The sequence below is a fragment of the Roseateles saccharophilus genome (assembly GCF_004342485.1).
Classification (GTDB): domain Bacteria; phylum Pseudomonadota; class Gammaproteobacteria; order Burkholderiales; family Burkholderiaceae_C; genus Pelomonas; species Pelomonas saccharophila.
On sequence record NZ_SMBU01000003.1, the window covers coordinates 83550 to 109804 of the forward strand.

The following is a 26255-nucleotide window of genomic DNA, read 5'->3' on the forward strand; positions in this document are numbered from 1 at the left end:
CACGCAAGGAGAACCGAGATGAGCAAGGAGAAGTTCGACGCCATCGTGGTCGGCGCGGGCCCTTCGGGCAACGCCGCCGCCTACACGCTGGCCAAGGCCGGCCTCAAGGTGCTGCAGATCGAGCGCGGCGAGTACCCGGGCAGCAAGAACGTGCAGGGCGCCATCCTGTACGCCGACGCGCTGGAACGCATCATCCCCGACTTCCGCGACGACGCGCCACTGGAAAGACACATCATCGAACAGCGCATGTGGATGCTCGACGAGAACAGCTTCGTCGGCAGCCACTACCGCAGCGACGACTACAACAAGCCCCCCTATAACCGCTACACCATCATCCGCGCCCAGTTCGACAAGTGGTTCTCCGGCAAGGTGCGCGAGGCCGGTGCGCTGCTGATCTGCGAGACCACCGTGGAGGAGCTCATCCTCGACGGCGGACGCGTCGCCGGCGTGCGCTGCGACCGCATGGGCGGCGATGTGTTCGCCGATGTCGTCATACTGGCCGACGGCGTGAACTCCACGCTGGCGCGCAAGGCGGGCTTCCACAGCGAACTCTCGCCCAAGAACGTGGCCCTGGCCGTCAAGGAGATCCTCTTCCTGCCGGAGGAAACCATCCAGGCCCGCTTCAACATCGGTGCTGAGGAAGGCGTCGTCATCGAGATGATGGGCTCGGTCACCGAGGGCATGGTGGGCACGGGCTTCCTCTACACGAACAAGGACTCCCTCACCATCGGCGTCGGATGCATGCTGGCCGACTTCAAGGCCAACCCCAACCGCACGGCGCCCTATGCGCTGCTGGAGAAGCTGAAGCGGCACCCGTCCATCGCACCGCTGATCGAGGGCGGCGAGATGAAGGAGTACTGCGCCCATCTCATCCCCGAGGGCGGATTCAATGCCGTGCCACGCATCTACGGCGACGGCTGGATGATCGTCGGCGACTCGGGCGGCTTCGTGAACGCGGCCCACCGCGAGGGGTCCAACCTCGCGATGACCACCGGCCGCCTGGCCGCAGAGACCGTCATTGCCGCCAAGAGCGCCGGCAAGCCGCTGACGGCGAAGACGCTGAAGGCCTACAAGGACGCGCTGGACGAGAGCTTCGTCATGAAGGACCTGAAGAAGTACCGACGCCTGCCGCAGATCCTCGAGTCCAGCCCGCAGTTCTTCACCACGTACCCCGAACTGCTCAACCGTGCCGCCAAGACCCTGTTCACGGTCGATGGCGTGGACAAAACGACCAAGCAGCGCGAGATCCTGGGCAGCTTCACGGCCGCCCGCAGACTCACCGGACTGGTGGGCGACGCACTCAAACTCTGGAAGGGCACGCGATGAATGCAATCACCGTCAACGTGGAAGAGAAGCTCTTCCAGAACCGCTACAAGGTCGACCATGGCCGCCCGCACATCCAGATCAAGGATGCCGACATCTGCACCAACGCGTGCCAGAGCCAGCAGTGCACCTTCGTCTGCCCTGCAGCCTGCTACAAGGCCGAGAGCAACGGCCGGGTCACGCTGATCACGGACGGCTGCCTGGAATGCGGCAGTTGCCGCGTCATCTGCACCGAGCACACCAACGTGGCCTGGGAATACCCGCGCGGCGGGCACGGCATCCTGTTCAAGTTCGGTTGAGGAGGCAACATGCTGAACTTCACACTGAGCAGCCGGGCCTGCAACGCCGCCGCCGCCATGGTGAGCCTCGAGCAGCATGCCCAGCGAAGCCCCGCGTCCCTGCCGGTACTGTCCAAGCGCATGGGCATCTCGCTGTCCAGCCTCGAGCAGGTCATTGGCCCGCTGCGCCGGAACGGGCTGGTGCTGTCAACGCGCGGACCCGGTGGTGGCTATCAGCTTGGGCATGCCGCCCGCGACATCAGCGTGGCCGACATCGTCGCCGCGGTCGACAAGGCACCCAAATCCGCCAGCGGCGACGCCAAGGTCCAGGGCAACTGGCCCACCCTGAGCAGCGCGATGGCCAGGTGCCTGGCGTCTGTCTCGCTGCAGGACCTGATCGACGATCAGGCGTACGAATCGGGGCCGGAGCCCTCCGATGAGGCGGGCCATGCACTGCGCAAGGGCATCTCGACCCGCCCCGTGCTCGATCCGGTCATGCTGCCCGCCCACGCCAACACGGTGTTCGCACTGGCCGAGGCGCTGAAATGATCGCGAACGACCGGTGAAACGGGTCACTTCTTGATCTGGATCAAAGGACAGGAGAGGCGGCGCCGCCCGGCACGGACGGGCTCGCCGTCGGGCGGGGTTCTTGCATGCTCCTCGGTATCGGCAAGCGCGCCCCGGAATGGCGCGGCCGCGAGGAGGTGATGTATGGTTCCCGCGCCAGCGCCCGAGCGATCCCACGTCGAGCTGATCACGATCTACGAGATCTGTCGCATCCTGGGGGCGTCGCTCGACCTTCAGCGCAGCTTCCGGGAAGCGCTCAACGTCCTCCTGGTCCATCTTCATCTCGACCGGGCCATGATCGTCCTGGTCGACGCCCCCGAAACCGGAGAGCCCCCCGATCCGCCCACGCTGCGCGTGCACAGCGCCGCGGGGTTGAACAGCGAACAGATCGGACGCGGCGTCTGGGCGCCCGGCGAGGGCATCGTGGGCCGCGTTTTCCAGTCCGGCGTCCCGGCGACGGTGACCAACGTCACCGAGTCGCAGGAATTCGTCGATCGCACCGGTGCCTTCAGTGCCCAGGACGGCCGGCGCATGTGCTTCCTGGCGGTGCCGCTGGTCAGTGACAACAACGTCGTGGGCGTGCTGGCCACGCAGCGCGAAGTGGCGGGCAAGGCGCGCCTGAGCGACGACCAGCGCGTGCTGCGCATGGTCGCGACGCTACTGGCTCAGGCCTGCGTGCTGGCTCGCGCGGTTACGGCCGAGCACCGCAGGCTGCAGCTCGAGACGACGCGCCTGCAGAAGGCACTGGCGCCGGAGCCACGTGGCCGCTACACGCTGGACAGCGTCGTCGGCGTCTCGTCCGAGATGCAGGGCGTCTTCGCCGAGGTGCACCAGGCCGCCCCCACCCGCTCCACGGTGCTGCTGCGCGGCGAGAGCGGCACAGGCAAGGAGGCCATCGCGCGCGCCATCCACTTCCAATCGACACGGCGTGACGGCCCATTCATCAAGGTGAACTGCGCGGCGCTCACCGAGAGCCTGCTCGAAAGCGAGCTGTTCGGTCACGAGCGCGGCGCCTTTACCGGCGCCGCCGCTGACCGCAAGGGCCGTTTCGAACAGGCCCATGGTGGATCGCTCTTCCTCGACGAAGTGGGCGACATCAGCGCCGCCTTCCAGGCCAAGCTGCTGCGTGTGCTGCAGGAGCGCGAATTCGAGCGCGTGGGCGGCAACCGCACCATCAAGGTGGACGTGCGCCTGATCTGCGCGACCAATCGCGACCTGGAGAGCATGGTCCAGCGCGGCGAATACCGGGCCGACCTCTACTACCGCATCAACGTCGTCAGCATCTTCCTGCCGCCGCTGCGTGAGCGGCGCAGCGACATCCCGCCGCTCGTCGCGCATTTCCTGGATCGCTACAACAAGGAGAACCGGCGCAAGCTCAAAGTCTCGGCCGATGCGATGGACGTGCTCACACACTGCTACTGGCCGGGCAACGTGCGAGAGCTGGAGAACTGCATCGAGCGCACCGCCACCATGGCCGGGGGCGAGGTGATACGTGCAGTCGCTTTCCCCTGCCGCCAGAACCGCTGCCTGACCCAGACGCTCCACCACCTCGACAAGGAAGACGCCGTCGCACCCGTGCAGGTGGTGCGCATCCCGATCAAGGAGTCGCCCCGCCCGGCTGCGCCGACACCGCCGGTGGAAGTGGACCCGGCTGAGGATCTCTTTACCGACATCGACGAATCGCCGCACGAACTCGACGGCGTGGTGCGCATCGGCCCGACCGAGCGGCTCAACGGCGTGCCACGCCAGTTCGGCCCCCAGCCGCCCTCGGGCGAACGCGAACGGCTCATATGGGCCATGGAGCAATGCGCCTGGGTGCAGGCCAAGGCCGCCCGGCTGCTGCACGTGACGCCGCGCCAGTTGGGCTATGCGCTGAGGAAGCACAACATCGAGGTACACAAGTTTTGAGGTCTGGCCGTGTGGGACTGGATGCGTCCTGGGGCACCGAACGATTTACTTGTGTTGAAGGGCTGTTCCGCCGGCTCGCGCCGTTCATGTCAACCCGAAGGCGTCTTTCCACGCCACAAGCAAACCGCCGGCGAGCCGCACGGCGGCTATGGCTCGCAGCTGTAGCGGAAGGTGTCATCCAATTGCAGCGGGAGCACAAGCGTGCGCATGTTGGCCACGTGGGCTGCCGCGCACAGGGAGTCGCGCGCGCCGCCGGTGTTGTTCTGGTACTTGGCGTCGTACTCGGCGTTCAGTACCGGCTTGTTCTTCGAAATGAAAACACTGTAGCCATCACACTCTGAGTACTGGTGGCATTGCTCATTGATAGCGAGGTCGAACGACGGCTCCAGGTCGCTCAACTGGCCGACATCGTTCTTCAGCGCGACGGCCAGCCAACGCTTATGCGCCTCGTCGGCGAGGAAGCGGTTGTAGTCGAGCTGGTCCTGCGCGGTGAGCGGGAAGCTCGTGTTGTTGGCGTAGCCGTCGACGTTATCCGGCTCCACGCCGTCGCAGCCCTTGCTTTGCGCAAGGTCCAGCCTAGTCGCCATGATTCGGCGCACATTGGCCGAGCGGGTGTCGAGCCAGTTCTCGCCAGGCCAGCCGGACAGCGGACTGCCCATGTCGGCCGCAGTGAAATGCGAATTGTCGGGGCGCCAGTTCTCCGAGCTTCCGGCAGAGAAATAGCAGACGATCTTGCGGCCACTGGTCTTGAGCTGGGCAATCGCCGCCGCGCTGTTGTCGAACAGATCGATGTCGTAGATCACGACGGTGTAGGACGTGTTCACCGTGCCCCTGAGCTGCCATTGCCAGGTGTCGGAGGCGATGGGTTTCCACCAGGTGCTTGGCGAACTAGCGGGTGTCGGCGCAGTTGCAGGAGTGCCTGTGCCGCCGGCATTGGTCGATGCGGCGTCTGCGCCACCGCCGCAGCCAGCGAGCAAGGCCGTGCCAGCGCAACCGACCATCAAGGCTGACAGTGCCTGCATCAGCCGGGTGTTACGGCCGGTTTGAGTCTTCATTTTCGTGCGTAACGTTCTTCTTTTCTACAGAAATTGGATGACGGCAAAGTGTATGTGTACAGCTGTCGACCCCACTCGGACTTTCGCTTGCTCCCGGAGCAGTCGCTCATGCCGCACGCCTTTGATTGCGTTTACGGCCAGCCTCAGTGGTATCTGAAGTGCCGGGCTGCTTTTGGCTCAGATCGCGGCCGACCGCTTCTGTTTAGGTTTGTCCAACACCTGCCCTCAGGCTGCATGGTGCGCAGAGCCGTGCCGATCGACGCGCAGGTGTCGGGCTCGTGTGACACCTGCCCACACAGGCAGGTGTCACACAAGCCTTAACAGGAACGATCATCCAACCTTCGCGCCCGCCTCGCCGCTCATGGCGGTCGCGCATGGCGATCCGGTCCTGCCAACTGCCCATGACCCAATCGGGCCGACTCAACCGCGCGCCACAGGGATGTACAGAACCGCCCTCCGGCCGATCTGCGCGTTGACCTTCTTGCGCACGGTCTCGACCTTGAACGGCCGCGGGATCGATGAGCGTGCGCCGCGGGTCAGTGCGGCTTGCACGCCAGCATCGTCCACTGGGCCGAAGGCCAGCAGCGGCACCCCCGGCCAGGTCTGCAGCAACAGTCCTACGACATCCGGCGTCTCGGCCTCGATCACACTGGCTCCCAGCAGTACCACGTCGATCCGAGCGGCGGCCGGATGCCCAAACGCCGAGGCGCTCGAAGTGAAGACGTGCACCTCCAGTTCGTCCGCCAGCATGAACTGCAGCGCTGTCGCGCTCACGTCGTCCAGGTCGAGGACGAAGGCACGCTTGGTCTCGACCGCGCGAGCCGTGTCGACGCCGATCTGCATGTTGCTCTCCTGTGTGCCGATGGCGTCAACGGGAGCAAGCCCCGTGCCGCGGTGCCGTGCCCATGACAGGGCGCTTCGCGGCGCGCGCGGTGCCGACGCGGATGTTGGGTTTGTCGGCAACGGAACACCTGCCGCCGCAGAGGCAATTCATGCAAGTGCCTGATTCTTAAGGCTCTGCATGCGGCGAGCCGACTGGCACGCCTCTCGCAATAGGAGGACACACCACCCGACATGAGGTCTGTCGATGTCGCAAGCCGCCGCCTACGTTGACGCCAGTAACTTGAGCAAATCCCGCCAGGCCGTCAGCCAGATCCTTGAGACCGTCGCCTCCGGCGGCTGCAGCACCACGGGGGGCGCCGGTAAATCCAGCTGCGGCTCCTCCGGCGGGCCCGACGACATGCCGGCCGAGATCTGGGAGAAGGTCAAGAACCACCCCTGCTACTCAGAAGAGGCCCACCACCACTACGCCCGCATGCATGTGGCCGTGGCCCCTGCCTGCAACATCCAGTGCAACTACTGCAATCGCAAGTACGACTGCAGCAACGAGAGCCGGCCCGGCGTCGTCAGCCAGAAGCTCACGCCCGACCAGGCGGTGAAGAAGGTGTTGGCCGTGGCCAGCGAGATCCCGCAGATGACGGTGCTGGGCATCGCCGGGCCGGGCGACTCGCTCGCCAACCCGAAAAAGACTTTCGACACGATGCGCATGCTTCACGAGCAGGCGCCGGACATCAAGCTCTGCCTGTCCACCAACGGCCTGGCCCTGCCAGACCAGGTCGACGAGATCGTCAAGTACAACATCGACCACGTCACGATCACCATCAACATGGTTGATCCGGCGGTGGGCGAGAAGATCTACCCGTGGATCTTCTACGACCACAAGCGCTACACCGGCTATGAAGCCGCCAAGATCCTGCACGAGCGCCAGATGCTCGGCCTGGAGATGCTCACAGCGCGAGGCGTACTCACCAAGATCAACTCGGTGCTCATTCCGGGTATCAACGACGAGCACCTGATCGAGGTCAACCGCGAGGTCAAGAAGCGCGGGGCCTTTCTGCACAACATCATGCCACTCATCTCCGAGCCCGAACACGGCACGGTGTTCGGCCTGACCGGCCAGCGCGGCCCGACGGCCCAGGAGCTCAAGGCCGTGCAGGACGCCTGCGCGGGCGGCGCCAACCTGATGCGCCACTGCCGCCAGTGCCGGGCCGACGCCGTAGGCCTGCTCGGCGAAGACCGCAGCGAGGAGTTCACGCTCGACAAGATCGACGACATCGAGGTCGTCTACGACCTCGACAGGCGCCGCGCCTACCAGGAGCAGGTCGAGAACGAGCGCCAGGCCCAGGTCGCCGCCAAGACCGAGGCGCTGGCCGCGCAGGCTGCGCACGACGGCGTCGACCCCGGCATGAAGCTGCTCGTGGCCGTCGCGACGGAAGGACACGGCAAGGTCAACCAGCACTTCGGTCATGCCACCGAGTTCCAGATCTTCGAGGTCAGCCGCGACGAGGCCCTGTTCGTCGGCCACCGGCGCGTGGACCTCTATTGCCAGGGCGGCTACGGCGAGGACGAGCAGTTGCCCTCCATCGTCAGGGCCATCAACGACTGCCATGCCGTGCTGGTGTCCAAGATCGGCGCCTGCCCGCGCGACGAGCTCACGGCCGCGGGCATCGAGCCGGTGGACGCCTACGCCCACGATTTCATCGAGAAGGCGGCCCTGTCCTGGTTCGCCGACTACTGCGAACGCATCGCCCGCGGCGACATCGTCCACCGGGCCCGCGGCGACGCACACATCCGCCAGGGCGCCTTCTCCGGTGCGGCCGAGAAGGTCGCCTGACCATTCAACCACCCGCCCAGGAGCCCACCATGGCCTTGAAGATCATCGCCTCCACCTGCACCGGCTGCTCGGCCTGCGAGCCCGAGTGCCCCAACGTCGCCATCCGCGAGAAGGGCGGCACCTTCATCATCGACCCGGCCAAGTGCACCGAATGCGAGGGCCAGTTCGACGCGCCGCAATGCGTGTCGGTCTGCCCCGTCGACGGCTGCATCAAGAAGGCCTGAGCCCGAATCCTGGAGACAACCGCATGTTGCAACCCGCCTTCACGGTCACCCCGGCCGCCGCCAAGTTCATCCGCCGCATGGTGCGTTTCTCGGAGCATCCCGCCGGCGGTTTCCGCCTGACGGTCACGCCGGGCGGCTGCTCGGGCTACAGCGCCGAGTTCAGCGTCGAGCCCGCACCGCGGGCGGGCGACAGCGAGGTCCAGGTGGACGACGTCAGGCTCTACCTGCCCGCCGAGAGCCGGCTCATGCTGGAGGGCGTCACGGTGGACTTCACCGAGACACCCACCTCGGCCGGCCTGAGCTTCGTGAACCCCAGGGCCGGCACCTGCGGCTGCTCCAGCTCGGCAGACGCCAGCCCACCGGCCGAGGCCAGCGTGGCCGTCAGTGCCATCGTGCGCAAAGCCGCCCGCCCAGCGGGCCACTGACGGCAAGGACCGGTCATGAGCCCCGCACGGCCGCCCGAAGAGGCAGAGCTCCCGCCTGGCGGGACAACGCGCAGCGCGAACGGGGCACCCACGCCTGCCGCCCCCGACTTCGACACCGCGGTGCTGGGTCATGGCCTGCCCGCCGAGGCCGAGGCCGCGCTGCGCGAGGCCGGCCTCGCCCAGGGCGACGCGGTGCGAGCCATGTCGGCGCTGATGCGTGCGAACCGCCTGGCACCGGCGCATCCGGCCGTGCTGATCGCCTTCTACCGGCACTACTTCTACGGCCACCGCCCGCGCCTGGCGCGGGCCGTGGCCCGCAAGGCCCTGGTCAGCGGCGCCCTTGCGCTGGGCCTGCCGCAGCTATGGCGCGACGTCCCCGACACCCCGCTGCCCGGCGCCCGCGACGACGCGGCCACCCGCTTCTACCTCTGGGTGCTCAAGGGCTATGCCTACCTGAGCCTGCGCCTGGGCGACGAGCGCGAAGCCCGGGCGGCGCTGGCCAAACTGCGCGCGCTGGATCCCGAAGATCGGGTCGGCGCCGCCGTCATCGAGGCGGCGCGGCAGCGACAGCAACGCAGCCTGCTGGCGGACGACGACGACGCTGCCCCCGCGCTGGCGATCACCGGCGCGCAGGCCTGGCTGGCCCTCGACGCCGCGCTCGGGAGCGCGACATGAACACGGCCGCCACCTGGAACGACATCCCGGCCGGGCATTGGCAGGGTGGCCCGCTCGACTGCGCCAGTTGCGAGCACCGCGATCTGTTGGCGCAGCAGGCCTGCGAGCCCGGCCGGGTCTGCATGCAGGACGCCTATGCCCGGCGCGTCGACCGCTTCTTCGCGTGCCACCCTGGCCTGGCCGTGCAGCATCTTCAGCACGGTTACTTCGAGGTGCGCGCCATCGCGGCCCGGCATGCCGACGTCTTTCACCTGCCAGGCCTCATCAACGACCCGGACGAGACCGTGCGACTGCAGCTGGCCCTGCGCCTGCCTCAGCGCCAGCTGCTGCGCCTGCGCGAGGACCCGCATCGCGAGGTGCGCATCCGCGTGGCGCAACGCCTGGCTCCCGAGCAGCTCGCACCCATGCTGCGCGATGCCGACTATCAGGTCCGCGCGATGGTGGCGCGCCGCCTGCCCGCCGCACTGCTGCCGCTGCTCGCGCGGGACCCCGACGCCCAGGTGCGCCAGGAGGCGGCACGGCGGCTGGAGATGCCGGCACTGTGGGAGCTCGTCAACGACCGTGACCCCGACGTCAGGCGCACCGTCGCCCAGCGGCTGCCCGGGCCGCTGCTGGGCAGCTTTGCCCGCGATGCCGACCTGTTGGTGCGCTGGGAGGCGTCGGGTCGCGCCAGCGAAGACATCGTGGGCCTGTTCCTCGACGACCCCGACGGCGAGGTGCGCGAGCGCGCCGCGCAGCGCCGCCTGGAGCTCGGACGCCGCACCGAGGAGGCCTGCAATGGCTGACATCGCCCGCGACGACGACGAGCTCGAGATTGCTGCGCCACCCCGCTTTCGCATGGGCGAACGCGTCGTGAGCCGCAGCGTCATCCGCAACGACGGCACCTACAACGGCAGAGACGTCGGCGAAGTGCTGGTGCACAAGGGCGAGGTTGGTTTCGTCACCTCCATCGGCACCTTCCTACAGCAGTTCTACATCTACGCCGTCGAGTTCATCGACAGCGGCCACCGCGTCGGCATGCGCGCCAAGGAGCTTTGCACGCTGGACCACCTGCCCGACGAGGTCCTTGCCCAGCTGGGCGACAAGGCCGCGCTGCTGCAGCGGCTGCGCTGAACACCCGAGGAGAGGCCATGCTCATCGAACCCGCCCTGCCGAAATTCCAATGGGGCCAGCCCGTCATCGCGGCCGTCGATCTTTACAACGACGGCAGTCACCCCGACGTTGCCGAGGACCAGCTGATGATCGTCGCCGGCGGCCCCGGCGAGATCGTCCAGGTGGGGCACCACGCCGAGGCCAACCTCGCGGTCTACATGGTGGACTTCGGACTGGCCGTGATCGGCTGCCTGGAGCACGAGATCCTGCCCGAAGGTAGCGCCCTGACCGAAGAGGCCGGCACATGAACACCGGGCACGGCCTGACGCAGGCCCACGATGGCGGTGCCGTGCTGTCGCTGGACGCCGCCCGTATCGAGCGGGCGCTGGATCAGCGCAGCCGCTACAGGTATGTACGCCCCTACCTGGCCCGTGAGGGCGACGGCTGGAAGATCGTCAGCCCCAACTGCTCGCGCAATGTCGATCCGCAGGGCGGCGAGATCGACATCGCCTGGCTCGTGCCCCACGACGCCGGCTGGCTGCTGTTCGCCCGCGACCATGCCCAGGGCGGCTGGCGCCTGAACCGGCAGGGGCCGCTGACCAAGTTGCTGGCCCTGCTGTGCGCCGACCCGGCGAGAGAGTTCTGGCAATGATCTACCTGGACCACAACGCCACCACGCGGCCCTGCCCCGAGGCCATTGAGGAGATGCAAGACGCGCTGCGTACCCTCTGGGCCAACCCCTCGTCCACCCACACCGCGGGCCAGGCCGCCCGCGGGGCGCTGGCCGATGCCCGCACCCGCGTTGCCCGCTTCCTGGGTTGCCAGGGCACGGAGCTGGTTTTCACCAGCGGCGCCACCGAGGCCAACCACATGGCCGTCCTGGGCGGCCTCGCGTTGGGCCGCACTCGCGGCCGCACGCGGCTGGTGCTGAGCTGCATCGAACACCCCGCCATGCTGGCGCTGGCCCAGCGGCTGCGCGCCGAGGGCACGATCGTGGATCTGATCCCGGTGCAGGCCGACGGCAGCCTTGACCTGGCCGCCGCCGAGCGCCTCATCGGCGCGGACGTGGCCCTCGTCAGCGTGATGGGTGCAAACAACGAGACCGGCGTCTGCATGCCGCTGGCGGCGCTTGAGCAGCTGGCGCACGCTGTGGGCGCGCTGATGCACGTGGACGCGACCCAGCTCGCCGGCCGGAGCGAGCAGCGCTTCGACGCCTCGGGTGCCGACCTCTGGTCCATCTCGGCCCACAAGCTGCACGGCCCCAAGGGCGTCGGGGCCCTCGTCGTGCGCAAGGGCCTGAGCCTGCCTGCGCTGCTGTGCGGCCGGCAGGAGCGCCAGCGCCGCGGCGGCACCGAGAACCTGCCGGGCATCCTCGGCTTCGCGGCGGCAGCCGAGCGCGCTTCGCTCACGCTGGCCGCCGACCTGCTGCACCTGCAGGACCTGCAGGCGCGGCTGGAACGCGGGCTGCTGGCCCTGTCGCCACAGGTGCAGGTCTACGGGCGAAGCTGCCAGCGCCTGCCCAACACCAGTTGCCTGCGCTTCGGCCTGCTGGATGCCGACCGGGTGCTCGCGCGACTGGAGCGCGCCGGCGTACTGGCCTCGTCCGGCGCCGCCTGCAGCGCGGGCGGCACCCAGCCTTCGCATGTGCTGCTGGCCATGGGCGAGAGCCCCGAGCGCGCCAAGGCCGCCATCCGCCTCTCGACCGGCCGCGACACCCGCGCCGAGGACATCGAGCAGGTCATTGCGGCCGTGACCGGCGCCCTGCTGCCGCTGCTCGCCGACGAAGCCCTGGCCGCCGCCTGAACGAACCCACCCACGGAGCCCCGCATGAAAGTCATGATCCGCAAGAGTGCTGCAGGCGTGCTCAGCGCCTATGTGCCGAAGAAGGACCTCGAGGAACCCATCGTCGCCCAGGAGAAGCCGGGGCTTTGGGGCGGCAGCGTCACGCTGGCCAACGGCTGGCAGCTGGCCCTGCCCGAGATGGCCGCCGGCACCGGCCTGCCCATCACCGTCGAGGCCCGGCGACTGGCCGGCGGGAGCGACTGATGTCGGCCCCGTTCAACGCCGAGCAGCTCGCCGAGGCGCTGCGCCTGGCCGAGACGGCCAGCTCCGCGCGCGAGGCGGCCTCGCTGTTGCGCCAGCGCTTCGCGGCGCTGCGCGTCGTCGTCGTCGACGCCTTCGACATGCGCGGCGAAGTGCCCGCCGCGCAGGGAGCGCAGCGACGCCTCTACCTCGGCGCCAGCGACGGCCATTGCTGGTCCGTCACGGCCGACCCCGCCCAGGCGGCCGGCCTCTTCCTCGCCTGAGCGATGGACACCACCCTCACCGCTCAGGAGGGCAACGAAGCCGACGACTTCGACTTGCCCGACGACTGGTTGCGCCTGTGCGACCCCGACCTCAGCGGCGTCGAGCTGCAGTTGGTACAGGCGGCGCTGGAGGAGCCCCAGCTGTCCTGCGGCCGCATGGTGCAGCACTTCGAGCAGGGCTTTGCCCGGCACCATGGCCGCCGCCACGGCATTGCGGTGGCTAGCGGCACCATCGCCACCTGGCTGCTGCTGCGCGCGCTGGGCATAGGCCCGGGCGACGAGGTGGTGGCCTCGCCCTATGGCTGGCACCAGGTCGGCCATGCGGTCACGCTGACCGGCGCGCGGCTGGTATTCGCCGACATCAACTACTGGTCCGGCTGCCTGGACCCGGTGCGCGCCGCGGGCCAGATCGGGCCGGCCACCAAGGCCCTGCTGGTGGGCAATGTCAACGGCCACCCGGCCGACTGGGGCGCCTTCGAGACGCTGGCCACTGAGCGCGGCCTGGCCCTACTGGAGGACTCGACCGAGGCCATCGGCTCGCGCTGGCGCGGGCGGCTTGTCGGCAGCTTCGGCCGGGCCAGCGTGTTCGACTTCTCCCAGCCCTCGGCCCTGTGCTGCGGCGAGGGCGGCATGGTGCTGACGGACGACGACGCACTGGCCGCCGAGCTGCGCTATCTGCGCGCCCGCTCGCTGAAGGACCGACGCTCGGTGTCGGTCGGCTCGCGCGTGCCGCTGCAGGCCGCGATGAGCGAACTCACCGCGGCCGTCGCCGCCGGCCAGCTCGCCCGCCTGCCCGAGATCCTGGCGCGGCGCCTGCAGGTGGCCGGCTACTACCTGGCCCAGATGCAGACCTTCGAGGGCATCAAGCCGCCCTATGTCGCCCCGGACGTCGATGAGGTGCACTGGATGGTCTACACGGTGCACCTGGGCAAACGCTTCACCGCCAGCGCCTGCGACGAAATCATCGAGGACATGGCCGACGACTCCATCGAGGCCGTCATGTACTGCCAGCCCCTGCACCAGCAGTTCCACTATGTGCAGCAGGGCTGGCGGCGCGGCCAGTTCCCGCTCGTCGAGCGCATCGCCGACCGCGCGGTCGCCCTGCCCTTCCACGGCCATCTGCAGCCCGACCACGTCCGCTTCATCGTCAAGACGATGAAGGACAGCTCCGTCAACGTCGGCGCTGGCGCCGCCATCTATTGATCGCCATGAACCTCAGCACCCTGCCCCATCTTCCCGAAGCGGTCAGCCTCGGCCTGCGCTCCGGGCGCCTGGCCCCCTATCTCGGGCCGTGCCTGCTCGCCCTGTGCAATGACGCGGCCGTGCCGGCCGACCCACCTGCCCTGGCCGCCCATCTCAGCGGCAGGAGCTCGGTGCCCGGCAAGATCCGCCTGCGCGTCACGGCCGTCGCGCAGTTCATCGAGAACTTCAAGCACCGCAAGACCCTGGTGGGGCTGATGGACGAGGCCTTCGCCGCCACGCCCACGCCGTCGCCCCTGCACCGCTGGCTGGCAGGCCTGCCCGCGCCCCTCATCGTCGACACCTGGTACGACGACACGCTGCGCCACGCCCTTGCTGCGCGCCGCGACTGGGCCGAAGTGCAGGGCCTCTCGCAGAGCGAGCACTTTGGCGCATGGACGGGCTGGTACGGCGCCGACGGCGCCCTGGCCCCCGATCCGCTCGAGGCGCCCACCGTCCTCTACAAGCCCTGGGGCAGCCGCCGTCCGGGCAGCAACTATCTCGTGTCGGACACCGACTTCGTCGAGGTGCTCACCGAGATCGACATCCAGACGCCCATCCCCGAGCTCGTGCAGCGCCGCCGCAGCGACCTCGGCTTCGTCTTCCTGGGCTGCCGCTTCAACGACCAGTTGCCGCGCGCCTTCGCGCGGCAGATCCTCAAACGCTCCGGCGGCCCGCACTTCGCAGTGCTGCCCGACGAGCCCACGCGCATGGAGGCCCGCTTCCTGGAGGAGCAGGGCATCACGCGCATCGCCCAGCCACTGGCCGAAGTGGCGGAAAGCCTGACCGCCACCGCCGACGCCTGAGCCTCAACCCACCCTGGAGAAACATCATGCCCACCCTGACCCTGAAGCCCTCCGGCAAGACCCTGGAGCTGCCGGCCGGCACCCAGTTGCTCAAGGCCATCCTCGACGCCGGCGAGCAGCTCATCAGCAAATGCGGCGGCCAGGCGAGCTGCGGCGCCTGCCACATCTTCGTGACCGAGGGCCGCAAGGGCGTGTCCCGGCTTACGCCGGCCGAGAACGCCAAGCTCGACACGCTGGTGGGCGTCAGCAGCAAGTCGCGCCTGGCCTGCCAGGCCAACTTCCTCGGCACCGAGAATGTGACCATAGAACTGCTGGGCGCGCTGAGCGGCTGAGCCATGCTCGACGTCGCCATCATCGGCGGCGGCGTCTGCGGTCTGGCTCTTGCACACAGCCTGCAGGCGCGCGGCCTGGACTGGGCGCTGTACGAAGGGCGTGACCGCCTCGGCGGCCGCGTGCTCACGGTCCGCGGCGAGAACGGAGCCGCGCTGGACCTCGGCGCCACGTGGTTCTGGCCCGCCACCCAGCCCGCCATCACGCAGCTGGTGGCCGACCTCGGCCTGCCGACACTGGCACAGCCGGACGATGGCCGGGTGCTGCTGCTCGACGATGCCACGCGCCCGCCCGAGGCCCACGGCTACGACGCCGCGACGGGCCGGGTCGCCGCCGGCCAGGCGCCAGAGCCCGGCAGCCTGCACGGCGGCGCGCGTCGTCTGGCGGGCGGCATGCAGGCCCTGGTGGACGCGCTGGCCGCCCGCCTTCCGGCGGAGCGCCTGCACTTCGGCCACCGACTGCGCCGACTGCAGGACCTGGAGCCCGCCGTGGCTCTGCGCCTCGATGCCGGGCCGCCCGCCGGCCTCGAGCTGAAGGCCCGACGCGTCGTGCTGGCCCTGCCGCCGCGCCTGGCCCTCGAACAGGTCGAGCTCAGCCCGCCCCTGCCCGCGGCGGTCCAGGCCGCGATGCGCCTGACCCCCACCTGGATGGCCCACGCCGCCAAGGCCGCCGTGCCCTGCCGTGAAGCACTGTGGCGCACCCAGGGCTTGAGCGGCGACGCCTGGGTCACGCATGCGCAGGCGGTGCTGGCCGAGGTCTACGACGCGGGCGATACCGCCTCCGCTGCGCTGGCCGGCTTCGTCGCCCTGCCGGCCGAGCAGCGGCCGGCCTTCGAGCGCAGCATGCCGCTGCTGCTGCACAGCCAGCTCGCCATGCTATTTGGCTCCGACCTCCAGCCGCTGGGCGCGCACTGGCGGGACTGGGCCCGGGACGAGCTGTGCTGCAGCCGCCTCGACCGCGAGGAGGATGGCCGCGGCCGCCACCCCGGCCAAGGGGGGCCAGAACAAGGCGCGCTGCTGCGCGAGCCGCTCTGGGACGGGCGGCTCTGGCTGGGCGGCAGCGAGACGGCACGGCTGGCCGCGGGCTATCTCGAAGGCGCACTGCGCACGGCGGGCCGGCTGCGCGTCGAACTGGGCCGGAACCAGGCGGCAAACCAGGCATGAACCCTGCAATCCACTGACGTGAGGTAGATCGCTACATCACGTTTGTCCGGAATGCTTCAAACCCTGCACGACACCGACTGGACGCCGCTCTGGCTCACGCTGCGCGTGGCGAGCCTGGCCACCGCCCTGGCCTGGGTGGCGGGCGTGGGCCTGGGCTGGCTGTTCGCCCGCACCGCACTGCCGGGACGGCGATTGCTGGAGGCCGTGTGCATGCTGCCGCTGGTGATGCCGCCCACGGTGCTGGGCTACGGCCTGCTGTTGCTGATGGGGCGGCGCGGCGTGCTGGGCAGTTGGCTGCGCGAGCACTTCGACTACTCGATCATCTTCACCTGGCATGGCGCCGTGCTGGCCTCGGCCCTGGTCGCGCTGCCGCTGGTGCTCAAGGCCGCGGGCACCGCCTTCGGCCAGGTGGACCGCACGCTGGAGGCCGCGGCCCGCACGCTGCGCCAGTCGCGGTGGAGCACCTTCGTGCGCGTGACGCTGCCGCTGGCCTGGCCTGGCATCCTGGCCGGCACGCTGCTGGGCTTCGCACGGGCCATGGGCGAGTTCGGCGCGTCGCTGATGGTGGCCGGCTCCATCCCCGGCCAGACCCAGACCGCTTCCATGGCCATCTATGACGCCGTACAGGCCGGCCACAACGACGTCGCGCTGGCACTGGCCCTCGTCATTTCCACGCTTTCCGTCCTCATCCTGGTGGCGTCGCAACGCTTCCTGGGAGGCCAGGCCGTCCAACCCTGAAGGAGCCGCGATGCCCATCACCCGTCGCCGCCTGGCCCTGCTGGCCTGCATCGTTCTGCTGCCCAGTTGGGCAATCGCGCAGAGCCTGACCGTCTCAGCCGCCGCCAGCCTGACCGAGGCCTTCAAGGAGATCGGCGCCCGCTTCGACGCCGCCCGCGGCGGCAGCACCCGCTTCAACTTCGCAGCCTCCGGCGTGCTCATCACGCAGATCGCGCAGGGCGCGCCGGTGGACGTCTTCGTCAGCGCCGATCAGGAGAGCGTGGACCGGGGCGTGAAGGCGGGCCTGCTCGACCCCGCCACGCGGCGCGACTTCGCATCCAACAGCCTCGTGCTGATCGTGCCGGCCCAGGATGCGCTGGCCATCACCGCGCTGGGCGAGCTGAACCGGGCCGACGTCAGGCGCATCGCCGTCGGAAAACCCGCCACCGTGCCCGTGGGCCGCTACACGCGCCAGGCGCTGGAGACGGTTGGCCTGTGGACCAGCGTCGAGCCGCGCATCGTCTACGCGAACAGCGTGCGCCAGGTCCTCGACTATGTGGCGCGCGGCGAGGCCGACGCCGGCTTCGTCTACCGCACCGATGCCGAGCTGGCGCGGGACAAAGTCCGGCAGGTCGTCGTCGTCGCCGGCCACGCGCCGGTGACCTACCCGGCCGCCGTCGTGCAGGACAGCCGGCAGCAGGCTGCCGCGCGCGCCTTCGTCGACTTCCTCGCCGGGCCCGAGGCCCAGGCCATCCTGGCCCGCCACGGGTTCGACAAATGATCGACCTCTGCCTGCACGCCCGCGTGGGCGACGGCCACCGACAGTTCGAGCTGCGGATGGCCTTTGCCACCGAGGCGCCCGTTGTCGCGCTGTTCGGGCCCTCGGGGGCCGGCAAGTCGCTCACGCTGCAGGCCATCGCCGGCCTGCTGCGCCCGCGCGCCGGCCATGTGCGGGTGGCCGGCCGCACGCTGTTCGACAGCCGCGCCGGCATCGACCTGCCGCCCGAGCGGCGCCGCGTGGGCTGCGTGTTTCAGCATTACGCGCTCTTTCCCCATCTCGACGTGCGGCAGAACGTGGCCTTCGGACTCTCCAGCTGGCGCCAGCGCCCCAGCCGCGCGCTGCGCGAACGGGTCGAGACCCTGCTGGACGACTTCGGCCTGCAGCCGCTGGCGGCCAGCCGGCCCGACACGCTGTCGGGCGGACAGAAGCAGCGCGTGGCGCTGGCGCGGGCCCTGGCCTGCGAGCCCGGCCTGCTGCTGCTCGACGAGCCCTTCGCCGCGCTGAATCCGGCGCTGCGCCAGCAACTGCGCGGCGAGCTGCTGGCCTGCGTGCGCCGCTGGCAGGTGCCGGCCCTCGTCATCACGCATGAGGTCGAAGACGTGCTGGCGCTGGCCAACCAGGCCTATTGCGTCGAAGGCGGCCGGGTGACGCGCGCGATCGACCTCGACCGCGTCACGCAGCGCGAACTTGTGCTGCGCGAGCTCGGCACCGTGCCGGCCTTGCAGACACCGGCTCAAGGCCAGTTGCGCGATTGGTTGCTGGCTGCGGCCCAGGTGCCCCTTGTCTGAGCTCGCGCCTGCGCCGCACGCATCCGACCCTGTTGGGCGGGACACCAGCCTGCTGTCCGGCGAGCTGCGCCTGGCCGGCCGGCTCGACGCGCGCTTCTTCGCACTGCTGCGGGCAGTGCAGGGCTCGGGCTCGCTGCAGAAGGCAGCCCGAGCGGCCGGCTACAGCTACAAGGGCGCCTGGCTGGTGCTCGAGACCGCCGGCAACCTGGCCCGCACGCCCCTCGTCGTGTCGCAGACCGGCGGACGGCGGGGCGGCGGCTCGCAGCTCACGCCAGCCGCCGTCGAACTGCTCCACAGCTGGCAGCAACTCCAGCAGCGCCACCACCGTTTTCTTGCCGAGCAGGACGCCTGGTTGCTCTCTCACCCCCACCTCGTCAACCTCCTCAGGAGCCTCTCGATGAAAGCCAGCGCCCGCAACCAGTTCTCCGGTACCGTCACCGACGTCAGCCAGGGCCCCGCCACCACCCAGGTCACGCTCGACATCGGCCACGGCCACAGCGTCACCGCCTCGCTCACCTCGGCCGCCGCCACCCGCCTCGGCGTGGCCGTGGGCCAGCCGGCGTTGGCGCTGGTCAAGTCATCCGAGGTGGTGCTGGTGTGCGACTTCGCCGGCTACAAGCTGTCGGCCCGCAACCAACTGGCCGGCTCGGTCTCGCGCGTGCAGAAAGGGGCCGTGTCTTCCCTCGTGGGCATCACGCTGCCCGGCGGCGCCGTCATCACGGCCAGCGTCACCAACGACGCCGTCGATGCGTTGGCCGTGGCCGTCGGCCAGCCGGCCACGGCCAGCTTCAAGGCCTATGCCGTGATGCTGGCCGTGCCAGCCTGAGCCTGTCACCAGAGCTTGACCACCTCGACCAGCGCGAGATGGCGCACATAGCGCGGGCCCGTGTGCAGATCCTGCCGGCTGATCAGCGTGAAGGCCCCACGGTGCTCGTGGCTCGGTGCGCAAGGCGAGGCGAAGGCGATCATCACGCCGGCCCCCACCGGCGTGTTGAAAAGCTCGTTCCACGAGAACAGCGCCCGGTAGCCCTCCGACGATTCGGCCACGATGGCGACACGCTTGAAGTCGGTGCGGTGCTCGAAGGCCGGCTGCGCCTCGTCGATCAATGGCGCCAGCGGTACGGCCCGCAGGCGCAGGCTGTCGCCATGCGCGCCATCGAAGGTGCAGACCACCTGGAAGTCGACCTCCTCGGCGCCACGGGCTTGCAGTGCCGGCACGTCCAGGCGCAGCGGCTGGCGCACCCAGCCGCCCACGATGAGCTGCGGCGCCTCAAGGCCGCGACCGGGGCAACGCGGCGCCCCGGGCCGCGCGACAAAGGAAGTGAGCGAAGTGGCTTGCATGGGTTGTTCCTGCTGCTGCTGTCGAAGGCCCCACGCGGCCGGGCCTTCGACGGTCGTCAGGTTGTGGCCGCTTTGTCGTGATGTCATCACCTACATCACGCATGACCAGGAGTAGCACGCACCATGCCTGACATCAGCTTTCCCGCCCGCCTCGACGACAGGCGATTGCTCGCCCTGCTGCAGGAGGACGTGCCGCACGGCGACCTCACCACCGACAGCCTGCCGCTGCGGGCGCGCCGGGCCGAGATGGCCTTCCATGCGCGCGGCCCGCTGCGCCTAAGTGGCATCGAGGAGGCCGCCCGGTTGTTGACCCTGTGCGGCGCGACGGCGACTCTGGCCCATGCCTCGGGGGAATCGCTCGGCCACGGCACCGAGCTGCTGCGCGGACAGGGGCCGGCAGCGGCCCTGCTGCGCGCCTGGAAGGTGGCGCAGACCCTGGTGGAGTTCATGTCGGGCATTGCCGGCGCCACCGCGACGATGGTGGACGCGCTGCGACAAGCCGGCTTCGGTTGCCCCGTGGCCTGCACACGCAAGAGCCCGCCGGGCACGCGGGCGCTGGCCGCACTGGCGGTGCGCGACGGCGGCGGCATCCTGCATCGGCTCGGCCTGTCCGAAACCCTGCTCGTCTTTCCCGAGCACCGCGCCCTGCTCGCGCCGGAGGACTGGCCCGGCTGCCTGGCCGGGCTGCGCGAGCGCCAGCCGGAGAAGCGCCTCGTCGTCGAAGTGGGCAGCGCCGAGGCCGCCCTTGAAGCGGCTGCCGCTGGCGCCGAGGTGCTGCAACTGGAGCGCTTCAGCCCCGCCGAGCTGGCGGCGCTTCGCGACCGGCTGCGGGCTGCCGGCCTGCAGCCGCGGCTGGCACCGGCCGGCGGCGTGACCCTGGCCAACGCGGTCGACTACGCCCGCTCTGGCGCAGACCTGCTCGTGACCTCCAGCCCCTATTTCGCGCGCCCGGCCGAGGTACAGGTCAGCCTGCGGCAGATCTGAGCCTTGATTCGGCAGTTAACCGCTCGCTACTTATCGAAAGTCTCAGTGCATCAAGGCCGTCGCGCCGGGGCGGCGATCACCACCTCGGTGAGCTGCGCTGCGCGCCCGCTGGTCTGCGCGCCCAACTGCGAATCTAGGCTGAGTGGCGGTTGGCACGGAGGCTGCAACCCCGGGACGGGCGGGCGCGTTCGCGTCCGAATCCCGACAAATCGGCCGCCGCGCACAGACGGACGTGCCGAACCACGGAGCCCCGCCCGATGTACCTGCGCAGCCTGTACGACATCGTCATCGACACCGGTGCCAGCATCAGCGAGCTGACGCACGAGATGCAGGGCGAGGACGAGCTGTTCAGGTCCACACTGACGCTGCGCGCCATCGAGGCCCAACTTCTGATCATGGCCCACACGCTGGGCAACGTGACGCCACAGCTCCACCAGAAGCTCCACCAGGCCGACTGGGTGGGCTGGGCCGCGCTGCACGACAAGCTGCGCCGTGGCGTGCAGCCGCGCCGCGAGGAAATCTGGTACGCCGTCAACGGCCTCGTACCCCAGACCCTGGCGCTGTTGCAGGACCTCAGGCGTCGGCAGCCCCGGCTGTTCGAGTGGTCGCCGGGCTGAATGATGACGAACGTCGACGAGCTGCGCGACCTGCTGCGCAGCAGCGGTGATCCCGGCACGGCCTTGCCCGGGTCCGCCCCGCCGCAGGCCGTGCGTCTGGCAGCGGCGCTCGTGTTGCTGATGGCGCGCGGCGGCATCGTGCGCATGAGCCCAGGCGCACGCTGGCAGCTCATCGAGGCGGCGCTTCTGGCGCCACAGCCGTCGCTGGCCTTCGAGGCGCTGCGCCGGCACCGCGTGCTCGCCGTTCTGCTGCCGGAGGTGGCGGCACTGTTCGGCGTACCGCAACTGTCCGACGGGCGCGAGTGGCAGGATGTGGGCGAGCACCAGTGGCGCTTCGTGGACGAAGTGGCTCGCGCGGGCGCGCCGCCTGCGCTGCGCTTCGCGGCCCTGATGCACAAGATAGGCAAGGCAGGCACGCCCCGCGAGATCTGGCCCAGCCACTACAAGCAGGAACTGCGCGCCCATGCCGCACTGCAGGCACTGGCCCGGCGCGTCACGGTGCCGGCGCCGGCACTGGCCCTCGCCCACCTGGTGGTGGACGTGCTGGACCGCATCCACGCCGTCAGCGACATGCGGGCCGGTCCCATCGCCCAATTGCTCGCACGCCTGCAGGCAGGCGAGCAGCCCGAGCGCTTCGAACAACTGCTGGCCCTGGCCGCCTGTGACTGGGCGGCCTACCCGGGCCACCACGCAGCCGACTATGCCAAGGCGGCACGGCTGCGCTTGGCCCAGCGGGCCGCCGGGCAGGTGGCCGTTAAGGGCCTGTCGGCCGACGCGGCGCTGCAGGCCCGTGCCGAGGCCATCCACGCGGCGCTACGGCCGCGCTGAGGCGGGCTGCCAGGCCAGCCAGGCAGCCCAGCCGCCAGCGAGGTCACACACGGCCGTGAAACCGAAGTCACGAAACATCTGCGCATGGGCGAGGCTCGCATGGCCGTGGTAGCAGTAGACCAGCAAGGGCCGCGTGCGCGGCTCGCATAGCAGCAGCGCCTCGTGGTAGCGACCGTCCAGGTGCGGGCTGCCGGGCAGGCAGGCCTGGGCATGGGCGGCAGCGTCGCGCGCGTCCAGCAGCAGGGCCCCGGGATGGGCCTGCAGCCAGGCCGGTAGGTCGGCGGCCTGCAGGCGACGGGTCGCGCCCCCGCTCACGGGCCGGGCCTCACACCGGGCGGTTCTCGTAGATGTTGCGCACCGGGCCCATGGCCTTCACGCCCTCCTCGAAGCTGATGCGCTCAAAGATCCCGGTGAACGCGAGCGCCTTGTCGGCCACCGCATCGGTCTTGCCGGCGGTGTCCAGCTTCTTCAGCTCGTTCTTCTCGATGTAGAGCAGGGACAGCAGCTCGTTGTAGACGGTGGATTCATCGATGGGCAGCACATAGAAGGTGGCGCCACCGAAGTCGACCACGTACTTCTTGCTGATGTCGATGTTGTCGACGAACAGGAAGTACTTGCCCTGGGGGCTGAGGGTCTCGGCCAGCACCTCGGCCAGCAGTTGGATGTACTCGAAGCTCAGCAGGAAGCCGGCGAAGAAGGCGATGTAGGGCTGGCCTTCATGGGCGACGGCGATGACCTGGTCGCTGGAGATCTCCGGCGGGCGGGCCTCGTCGGCCATCTTGGCCGGGAACTTCAGTGCGAGGTCGCCGCGGAAGCCCGCGCGGCCGGGCTTGTGCGTGGCGCCCTTGAGCACGCTGTTCAGCAGCCTGCCCTCCGATTGAAGGCGGGCGAAGGCGGTTTGTTCGAGAGTGGTGGTCACAGTGTGCTCCAGGCGTTGGGAATCGGGATGGGGGGTGGGTTCAGGGTGTGTCGGTGTTGCGCAGGAAGTCGGCCACCTTGTGGAAGGCGGCGTCGAGCTCCGCGCGCAGGCCGGCGTCGGCACAGGTCTCGGCCAGCGCACGGCGCATGCAGGCCATCCAGGCGTCGCGCGCGGCGCCGTCGATGGCGAAGGCCTGGTGCCGGCGGCGCAGCTTGGGCGGCCCGCGATCCGGCGTGTACAGCCTGGGACCGCCCATCCATTCGCTCAGATAGCGTGTGAGCAGGCGGCGCGTCGGGCCGAGATCGACCTCGTGCATGGCGCGTATGGCGCGGGCCTGCGGCAGCTCGTCCATCGCGCGGTAGAAGGCGTCGACGAGGCGTTCGATGGCACCGTGGCCGCCGAGGCGCTCGAAGTGCGGGTTGGCCGGTGTCGTGGATACGTCCATGCGTAGGTAGACGCAACGGTCGTACCAGCTTGCGCCGCGCCCGCGTCTTCCCTGGAGAGGCAGGCAATGCAGGCCTGTCCGGCCCGCCCTGACGGGCCCCTGCTTTGTCGGGTTCCGAACAAAGTCCACGCGCACCGCCGCACCCCTGCGCTGGCCCGATCAACGGGGTTTTCTCTCGGCAAAACAAGCACTTGGCCTCGCGCAGCAGACATGGCACGCGCATTGCGTTATCGCAGTTGCGCGGAACCCATGTCATGCCCCGGGAAGCTTCTAAGAAGACCCACACGGCACCGAAGGCTGCATCGAGATCGCGACGACCTTTCGAAGTCTCGTCCAACCTCTATCCACCTACTGGAGTACCCAATGGCATCCCTTCGTCAAATCGCCTTCTACGGCAAAGGCGGCATCGGCAAGTCCACCACCTCGCAGAACACACTCGCGGCGCTGTCGGACCTCGGCCAGAAGATCCTGATCGTCGGCTGCGACCCCAAGGCCGACTCGACCCGCCTCATCCTGCACGCCAAGGCGCAGGACACCATCCTCTCGCTCGCCGCCGAAGCCGGCTCGGTGGAGGACCTCGAGATCGAGGACGTCATGAAGATTGGCTACAAGGACATCCGCTGCGTGGAGTCCGGCGGTCCGGAGCCGGGCGTCGGCTGCGCCGGCCGCGGCGTGATCACCTCGATCAACTTCCTCGAGGAGAACGGCGCCTATGACGGCGTGGACTACGTCTCCTACGACGTGCTGGGCGACGTGGTCTGCGGCGGCTTCGCCATGCCCATCCGCGAGAACAAGGCGCAGGAGATCTACATCGTCATGTCGGGCGAGATGATGGCCATGTACGCGGCCAACAACATCTCCAAGGGCATCCTGAAATACGCCAACTCCGGCGGCGTGCGCCTGGGCGGCCTGGTCTGCAACGAGCGTCAGACCGACAAGGAATTGGAGCTGGCCGAGTCCCTGGCCAAGATGCTGGGCAGCAAGCTCATCCACTTCGTGCCGCGCGACAACATCGTCCAGCACGCCGAGCTGCGCCGCATGACGGTGCTGGAGTACGCCCCCGACTCCAAGCAGGCCGGCGAGTACCGCACCCTCGCCCAGAAGATCCACAACAACGCCGGCAACGGCACCATCCCCACGCCCATCACGATGGACCAGCTGGAAGACCTGCTGATGGAGCACGGGATCATGAAGCAGATCGACGAGAGCCAGGTCGGCAAGGCCGCCGCTGCGCTGGCAGCCTGAGCCCGCGTCCCCCGGGGCAGCGCCCCGGGCTGCCCCCTCCCTCGCACCACGGAGCATCAAATGAGCATCACGGTTGAAGACCGCAAGGCCGCGAACAAGGCCCTGATCGACGAAGTCCTCAAGGCCTATCCCGAAAAGATGGCCAAGCGGCGCGCCAAGCACCTCGGCACCTTCGAAGAAGGCAAGCCCGACTGCGGCGTGAAGTCCAACATCAAGTCCCTCCCGGGCGTGATGACCATCCGCGGCTGCGCGTATGCGGGCTCCAAGGGCGTGGTGTGGGGGCCGATCAAGGACATGATCCACATCTCCCACGGTCCGGTCGGCTGCGGCCAGTACAGCTGGGCCGCCCGCCGCAACTACTACATCGGCACCACCGGCATCGACACCTTCGTGACGATGCAGTTCACCTCCGACTTCCAGGAGAAGGACATCGTCTTCGGCGGCGACAAGAAACTCGACAAAATCATCGACGAGATCCAGGACCTCTTCCCGCTGAACAAGGGCATCTCCATCCAGAGCGAGTGCCCGATCGGCCTGATCGGCGACGACATCGAGGCCGTCTCCAAGAAGAAGGCCAAGGAGTACGAAGGCCACACTATCGTGCCGGTGCGCTGCGAGGGTTTCCGCGGCGTGAGCCAGTCGCTGGGCCACCACATCGCCAACGACGCCATCCGCGACTGGGTCTTCGAAGGTAAGACCAAGAAGGAGCGCGAGTTCGTCGCCACGCCCTACGACGTGGCCATCATCGGAGACTACAACATCGGCGGCGATGCCTGGAGCAGCCGCATCCTGCTGGAGGAGATCGGCCTGCGCGTGATCGCGCAGTGGTCGGGCGACGGCACCATCGCCGAGCTGGAGAACACGCCTAAGGCCAAGCTCAACGTGCTGCACTGCTACCGGTCGATGAACTACATCAGCCGGTACATGGAAGAGAAGTACGGCATTCCCTGGGTGGAATACAACTTCTTCGGCCCGACCCAGATCGAGAAGAGCCTGCGTGAAATCGCCAGCCACTTCGACGACACCATCAAGGCCAATGCCGAGAAGGTCATCGCCAAGTACCGCCCGCTGGTGGATGCCGTCGTCGCCCGCTACAAGCCGCGCCTGCAGGACAAGACGGTCATGCTCTACGTCGGCGGCCTGCGTCCTCGCCACGTCATCGGCGCCTACGAGGACCTGGGCATGGAGGTGGTCGGCACGGGCTACGAGTTCGGCCACAACGACGACTACCAGCGCACCACCCACTACATCAAGGACTCGACGCTGATCTACGACGACGTGACCGGCTACGAGTTCGAGAAGTTCGTCGACAAGATCAAGCCCGACCTGATCGGCTCCGGTATCAAGGAGAAGTACGTCTTCCAGAAGATGGGCGTGCCTTTCCGCCAGATGCACAGCTGGGACTACAGCGGCCCGTATCACGGCTACGACGGTTTCGCCATCTTCGCCCGCGACATGGACATGGCCATCAGCTCGCCGGTCTGGGGCCTGGCCAAGGCCCCCTGGAAGAAAGCGGCCTGAGGGC

General features: G+C 68.9%; 34 protein-coding genes. 28 read left to right on the forward strand and 6 right to left on the reverse strand.

Annotated elements, in window-relative coordinates:
* The first annotated feature begins 18 nt into the window (after positions 1 to 18).
* From EV671_RS03670 to nifA, 4 genes are all read left to right on the forward strand, one after another.
* Positions 19 to 1326 carry an FAD-dependent monooxygenase gene (locus EV671_RS03670; protein WP_132569938.1) on the forward strand — a complete coding sequence of 436 codons (1308 nt, stop codon included), beginning with the start codon at positions 19 to 21 and terminating at the stop codon, positions 1324 to 1326.
* On the forward strand, positions 1323 to 1622 hold the full coding sequence (locus EV671_RS03675; RefSeq protein ID WP_132569939.1) for a ferredoxin family protein: 300 nt from the start codon (positions 1323 to 1325) through the stop codon (positions 1620 to 1622). Before EV671_RS03670 ends, EV671_RS03675 begins: the two co-directional genes overlap by 4 nt.
* Positions 1623 to 1631: 9 nt before the next feature.
* On the forward strand, positions 1632 to 2150 hold the full coding sequence (locus EV671_RS03680; protein WP_132569940.1) for an Rrf2 family transcriptional regulator: 519 nt from the start codon (positions 1632 to 1634) through the stop codon (positions 2148 to 2150).
* Positions 2151 to 2312: 162 nt separating this feature from the next.
* Entirely contained in the window at positions 2313 to 4076 is a 1764-nt protein-coding gene (nifA, locus tag EV671_RS03685; protein ID WP_132569941.1) for a nif-specific transcriptional activator NifA, read from the forward strand.
* A 146-nt stretch (positions 4077 to 4222) separates the two neighbouring features.
* On the opposite strand, the gene EV671_RS03690 is transcribed toward nifA, so the two are convergent.
* Both EV671_RS03690 and EV671_RS03695 read right to left on the reverse strand, forming a co-directional pair.
* Complete coding sequence (locus tag EV671_RS03690; protein ID WP_243655562.1) at positions 4223 to 5131, reverse strand: endo alpha-1,4 polygalactosaminidase; 909 nt, start codon at positions 5129 to 5131, stop codon at positions 4223 to 4225.
* 420 nt (positions 5132 to 5551) lie between these two features.
* On the reverse strand, positions 5552 to 5974 hold the full coding sequence (locus tag EV671_RS03695; protein ID WP_132569942.1) for a hypothetical protein: 423 nt from the start codon (positions 5972 to 5974) through the stop codon (positions 5552 to 5554).
* Between the two features lie 244 nt (positions 5975 to 6218).
* On the opposite strand from EV671_RS03695, the gene nifB reads away from it, so the two are divergent.
* Genes nifB through EV671_RS03790 form a run of 19 tightly spaced genes read left to right on the forward strand, consistent with a single transcriptional unit; the run spans position 6219 to position 19177 of the window.
* Entirely contained in the window at positions 6219 to 7805 is a 1587-nt protein-coding gene (nifB, locus tag EV671_RS03700; protein WP_132569943.1) for a nitrogenase cofactor biosynthesis protein NifB, read from the forward strand.
* Positions 7806 to 7834: 29 nt separating this feature from the next.
* Positions 7835 to 8029: a 4Fe-4S binding protein gene (locus EV671_RS03705; protein WP_132569944.1), complete on the forward strand. Its 195-nt coding sequence runs from the start codon at positions 7835 to 7837 to the stop codon at positions 8027 to 8029.
* A gap of 23 nt (positions 8030 to 8052) precedes the next feature.
* Positions 8053 to 8454, forward strand: coding sequence for a HesB/IscA family protein (locus EV671_RS03710; protein ID WP_132569945.1), 402 nt, complete (start codon positions 8053 to 8055; stop codon positions 8452 to 8454).
* Positions 8455 to 8469: 15 nt separating this feature from the next.
* Complete coding sequence (locus tag EV671_RS03715; protein WP_243655563.1) at positions 8470 to 9129, forward strand: hypothetical protein; 660 nt, start codon at positions 8470 to 8472, stop codon at positions 9127 to 9129.
* Entirely contained in the window at positions 9126 to 9914 is a 789-nt protein-coding gene (locus tag EV671_RS03720) for a 4Fe4S-binding leucine-rich repeat protein (RefSeq protein ID WP_132569946.1), read from the forward strand. The genes EV671_RS03715 and EV671_RS03720 overlap by 4 nt, the downstream gene beginning before the upstream one ends.
* Positions 9907 to 10242: a nitrogen fixation protein NifZ gene (locus tag EV671_RS03725; protein WP_132569947.1), complete on the forward strand. Its 336-nt coding sequence runs from the start codon at positions 9907 to 9909 to the stop codon at positions 10240 to 10242. Before EV671_RS03720 ends, EV671_RS03725 begins: the two co-directional genes overlap by 8 nt.
* A 17-nt stretch (positions 10243 to 10259) precedes the next feature.
* A complete protein-coding gene (locus tag EV671_RS03730) occupies positions 10260 to 10529 on the forward strand; it encodes a nitrogen fixation protein NifZ (protein WP_132569948.1) in 270 nt (89 codons plus the stop codon).
* Positions 10526 to 10873, forward strand: coding sequence for a DUF3024 domain-containing protein (locus EV671_RS03735; protein WP_132569949.1), 348 nt, complete (start codon positions 10526 to 10528; stop codon positions 10871 to 10873). The genes EV671_RS03730 and EV671_RS03735 overlap by 4 nt, the downstream gene beginning before the upstream one ends.
* Entirely contained in the window at positions 10870 to 12024 is a 1155-nt protein-coding gene (locus EV671_RS03740) for a cysteine desulfurase family protein (protein ID WP_132569950.1), read from the forward strand. The genes EV671_RS03735 and EV671_RS03740 overlap by 4 nt, the downstream gene beginning before the upstream one ends.
* Before the next feature lie 24 nt (positions 12025 to 12048).
* A complete protein-coding gene (gene nifT / locus EV671_RS03745) occupies positions 12049 to 12267 on the forward strand; it encodes a putative nitrogen fixation protein NifT (RefSeq protein ID WP_132569951.1) in 219 nt (72 codons plus the stop codon).
* On the forward strand, positions 12267 to 12527 hold the full coding sequence (locus EV671_RS03750) for a hypothetical protein (RefSeq protein ID WP_132569952.1): 261 nt from the start codon (positions 12267 to 12269) through the stop codon (positions 12525 to 12527). The genes nifT and EV671_RS03750 overlap by 1 nt, the downstream gene beginning before the upstream one ends.
* Positions 12528 to 12530: 3 nt before the next feature.
* Complete coding sequence (locus EV671_RS03755) at positions 12531 to 13730, forward strand: DegT/DnrJ/EryC1/StrS family aminotransferase (protein ID WP_132569953.1); 1200 nt, start codon at positions 12531 to 12533, stop codon at positions 13728 to 13730.
* Positions 13731 to 13735: 5 nt separating this feature from the next.
* On the forward strand, positions 13736 to 14572 hold the full coding sequence (locus EV671_RS03760; RefSeq protein WP_132569954.1) for an SIR2 family NAD-dependent protein deacylase: 837 nt from the start codon (positions 13736 to 13738) through the stop codon (positions 14570 to 14572).
* Positions 14573 to 14598: 26 nt separating this feature from the next.
* Positions 14599 to 14904 carry a 2Fe-2S iron-sulfur cluster-binding protein gene (locus tag EV671_RS03765; RefSeq protein ID WP_132569955.1) on the forward strand — a complete coding sequence of 102 codons (306 nt, stop codon included), beginning with the start codon at positions 14599 to 14601 and terminating at the stop codon, positions 14902 to 14904.
* A gap of 3 nt (positions 14905 to 14907) precedes the next feature.
* Positions 14908 to 16065: a flavin monoamine oxidase family protein gene (locus EV671_RS03770; protein WP_132569956.1), complete on the forward strand. Its 1158-nt coding sequence runs from the start codon at positions 14908 to 14910 to the stop codon at positions 16063 to 16065.
* Positions 16066 to 16116: 51 nt separating this feature from the next.
* Positions 16117 to 16803, forward strand: coding sequence for a molybdate ABC transporter permease subunit (modB, locus tag EV671_RS03775; RefSeq protein WP_132569957.1), 687 nt, complete (start codon positions 16117 to 16119; stop codon positions 16801 to 16803).
* Positions 16804 to 16813: 10 nt separating this feature from the next.
* Complete coding sequence (gene modA, locus EV671_RS03780) at positions 16814 to 17563, forward strand: molybdate ABC transporter substrate-binding protein (RefSeq protein ID WP_132569958.1); 750 nt, start codon at positions 16814 to 16816, stop codon at positions 17561 to 17563.
* Positions 17560 to 18351: an ATP-binding cassette domain-containing protein gene (locus EV671_RS03785; RefSeq protein ID WP_132569959.1), complete on the forward strand. Its 792-nt coding sequence runs from the start codon at positions 17560 to 17562 to the stop codon at positions 18349 to 18351. Before modA ends, EV671_RS03785 begins: the two co-directional genes overlap by 4 nt.
* Positions 18344 to 19177 carry a TOBE domain-containing protein gene (locus tag EV671_RS03790; protein ID WP_243655564.1) on the forward strand — a complete coding sequence of 278 codons (834 nt, stop codon included), beginning with the start codon at positions 18344 to 18346 and terminating at the stop codon, positions 19175 to 19177. Before EV671_RS03785 ends, EV671_RS03790 begins: the two co-directional genes overlap by 8 nt.
* Before the next feature lie 5 nt (positions 19178 to 19182).
* Here the strand turns inward: EV671_RS03790 and EV671_RS03795 are convergent, their stop codons facing one another.
* Complete coding sequence (locus tag EV671_RS03795; RefSeq protein ID WP_132569960.1) at positions 19183 to 19692, reverse strand: hypothetical protein; 510 nt, start codon at positions 19690 to 19692, stop codon at positions 19183 to 19185.
* 123 nt (positions 19693 to 19815) lie between these two features.
* Here EV671_RS03795 and modD point away from each other — a divergent pair, with 123 nt between their 5' ends.
* The 3 genes from modD (at position 19816) to EV671_RS03810 (ending at position 22121) form a co-directional block, all read left to right on the forward strand.
* Positions 19816 to 20676 (forward strand): ModD protein, encoded by an 861-nt coding sequence (gene modD, locus EV671_RS03800; protein ID WP_132569961.1) that lies wholly within the window; start codon positions 19816 to 19818, stop codon positions 20674 to 20676.
* A 257-nt stretch (positions 20677 to 20933) separates the two neighbouring features.
* Entirely contained in the window at positions 20934 to 21293 is a 360-nt protein-coding gene (locus EV671_RS03805) for a hypothetical protein (RefSeq protein WP_132569962.1), read from the forward strand.
* Positions 21294 to 22121: a tRNA nucleotidyltransferase gene (locus EV671_RS03810; protein WP_165917460.1), complete on the forward strand. Its 828-nt coding sequence runs from the start codon at positions 21294 to 21296 to the stop codon at positions 22119 to 22121.
* On the opposite strand, the gene EV671_RS03815 is transcribed toward EV671_RS03810, so the two are convergent.
* The 3 genes from EV671_RS03815 to EV671_RS03825 are packed head-to-tail and all read right to left on the reverse strand — an operon-like array spanning position 22107 to position 23485.
* Positions 22107 to 22436: a rhodanese-like domain-containing protein gene (locus EV671_RS03815; RefSeq protein ID WP_132569964.1), complete on the reverse strand. Its 330-nt coding sequence runs from the start codon at positions 22434 to 22436 to the stop codon at positions 22107 to 22109. The genes EV671_RS03810 and EV671_RS03815 overlap by 15 nt on opposite strands.
* A 10-nt stretch (positions 22437 to 22446) precedes the next feature.
* Positions 22447 to 23040: a hypothetical protein gene (locus EV671_RS03820; RefSeq protein WP_132569965.1), complete on the reverse strand. Its 594-nt coding sequence runs from the start codon at positions 23038 to 23040 to the stop codon at positions 22447 to 22449.
* Between the two features lie 40 nt (positions 23041 to 23080).
* Positions 23081 to 23485, reverse strand: coding sequence for a group II truncated hemoglobin (locus EV671_RS03825; RefSeq protein WP_132569966.1), 405 nt, complete (start codon positions 23483 to 23485; stop codon positions 23081 to 23083).
* A gap of 363 nt (positions 23486 to 23848) precedes the next feature.
* Between EV671_RS03825 and nifH the strand changes: the two genes are divergently transcribed.
* Positions 23849 to 24730 (forward strand): nitrogenase iron protein, encoded by an 882-nt coding sequence (nifH, locus tag EV671_RS03830; protein WP_132569967.1) that lies wholly within the window; start codon positions 23849 to 23851, stop codon positions 24728 to 24730.
* Positions 24731 to 24790: 60 nt separating this feature from the next.
* The gene (nifD, locus tag EV671_RS03835; protein WP_132569968.1) at positions 24791 to 26251 is read left to right on the forward strand and encodes a nitrogenase molybdenum-iron protein alpha chain; all 1461 of its coding nucleotides are present in this window, start codon (positions 24791 to 24793) and stop codon (positions 26249 to 26251) included.
* Positions 26252 to 26255 lie beyond the last annotated feature (4 nt).

Bases quoted from the DNA above. Each gene is read 5' to 3' on its own strand.
- EV671_RS03680 (WP_132569940.1), top strand. From the start codon at position 1,632: ATGCTGAACTTCACACTGAGCAGCCGGGCCTGCAACGCCGCCGCCGCC.
- nifD (WP_132569968.1), top strand. From the start codon at position 24,791: ATGAGCATCACGGTTGAAGACCGCAAGGCCGCGAACAAGGCCCTGATC.
- nifT (WP_132569951.1), top strand. From the start codon at position 12,049: ATGAAAGTCATGATCCGCAAGAGTGCTGCAGGCGTGCTCAGCGCCTAT.
- EV671_RS03710 (WP_132569945.1), top strand. From the start codon at position 8,053: ATGTTGCAACCCGCCTTCACGGTCACCCCGGCCGCCGCCAAGTTCATC.
- modD (WP_132569961.1), top strand. From the start codon at position 19,816: ATGCCTGACATCAGCTTTCCCGCCCGCCTCGACGACAGGCGATTGCTC.
- EV671_RS03810 (WP_165917460.1), top strand. From the start codon at position 21,294: ATGATGACGAACGTCGACGAGCTGCGCGACCTGCTGCGCAGCAGCGGT.
- EV671_RS03675 (WP_132569939.1), top strand. From the start codon at position 1,323: ATGAATGCAATCACCGTCAACGTGGAAGAGAAGCTCTTCCAGAACCGC.
- EV671_RS03750 (WP_132569952.1), top strand. From the start codon at position 12,267: ATGTCGGCCCCGTTCAACGCCGAGCAGCTCGCCGAGGCGCTGCGCCTG.
- nifA (WP_132569941.1), top strand. From the start codon at position 2,313: ATGGTTCCCGCGCCAGCGCCCGAGCGATCCCACGTCGAGCTGATCACG.
- EV671_RS03705 (WP_132569944.1), top strand. From the start codon at position 7,835: ATGGCCTTGAAGATCATCGCCTCCACCTGCACCGGCTGCTCGGCCTGC.
- EV671_RS03770 (WP_132569956.1), top strand. From the start codon at position 14,908: ATGCTCGACGTCGCCATCATCGGCGGCGGCGTCTGCGGTCTGGCTCTT.
- EV671_RS03720 (WP_132569946.1), top strand. From the start codon at position 9,126: ATGAACACGGCCGCCACCTGGAACGACATCCCGGCCGGGCATTGGCAG.
- EV671_RS03825 (WP_132569966.1), bottom strand. From the start codon at position 23,485: ATGGACGTATCCACGACACCGGCCAACCCGCACTTCGAGCGCCTCGGC.
- EV671_RS03690 (WP_243655562.1), bottom strand. From the start codon at position 5,131: ATGAAGACTCAAACCGGCCGTAACACCCGGCTGATGCAGGCACTGTCA.
- EV671_RS03695 (WP_132569942.1), bottom strand. From the start codon at position 5,974: ATGCAGATCGGCGTCGACACGGCTCGCGCGGTCGAGACCAAGCGTGCC.
- nifH (WP_132569967.1), top strand. From the start codon at position 23,849: ATGGCATCCCTTCGTCAAATCGCCTTCTACGGCAAAGGCGGCATCGGC.
- EV671_RS03670 (WP_132569938.1), top strand. From the start codon at position 19: ATGAGCAAGGAGAAGTTCGACGCCATCGTGGTCGGCGCGGGCCCTTCG.
- EV671_RS03730 (WP_132569948.1), top strand. From the start codon at position 10,260: ATGCTCATCGAACCCGCCCTGCCGAAATTCCAATGGGGCCAGCCCGTC.
- EV671_RS03765 (WP_132569955.1), top strand. From the start codon at position 14,599: ATGCCCACCCTGACCCTGAAGCCCTCCGGCAAGACCCTGGAGCTGCCG.
- modB (WP_132569957.1), top strand. From the start codon at position 16,117: ATGCTTCAAACCCTGCACGACACCGACTGGACGCCGCTCTGGCTCACG.
- EV671_RS03785 (WP_132569959.1), top strand. From the start codon at position 17,560: ATGATCGACCTCTGCCTGCACGCCCGCGTGGGCGACGGCCACCGACAG.
- EV671_RS03760 (WP_132569954.1), top strand. From the start codon at position 13,736: ATGAACCTCAGCACCCTGCCCCATCTTCCCGAAGCGGTCAGCCTCGGC.
- EV671_RS03795 (WP_132569960.1), bottom strand. From the start codon at position 19,692: ATGCAAGCCACTTCGCTCACTTCCTTTGTCGCGCGGCCCGGGGCGCCG.
- EV671_RS03725 (WP_132569947.1), top strand. From the start codon at position 9,907: ATGGCTGACATCGCCCGCGACGACGACGAGCTCGAGATTGCTGCGCCA.
- EV671_RS03735 (WP_132569949.1), top strand. From the start codon at position 10,526: ATGAACACCGGGCACGGCCTGACGCAGGCCCACGATGGCGGTGCCGTG.
- EV671_RS03755 (WP_132569953.1), top strand. From the start codon at position 12,531: ATGGACACCACCCTCACCGCTCAGGAGGGCAACGAAGCCGACGACTTC.
- EV671_RS03740 (WP_132569950.1), top strand. From the start codon at position 10,870: ATGATCTACCTGGACCACAACGCCACCACGCGGCCCTGCCCCGAGGCC.
- modA (WP_132569958.1), top strand. From the start codon at position 16,814: ATGCCCATCACCCGTCGCCGCCTGGCCCTGCTGGCCTGCATCGTTCTG.
- nifB (WP_132569943.1), top strand. From the start codon at position 6,219: ATGTCGCAAGCCGCCGCCTACGTTGACGCCAGTAACTTGAGCAAATCC.
- EV671_RS03805 (WP_132569962.1), top strand. From the start codon at position 20,934: ATGTACCTGCGCAGCCTGTACGACATCGTCATCGACACCGGTGCCAGC.
- EV671_RS03715 (WP_243655563.1), top strand. From the start codon at position 8,470: ATGAGCCCCGCACGGCCGCCCGAAGAGGCAGAGCTCCCGCCTGGCGGG.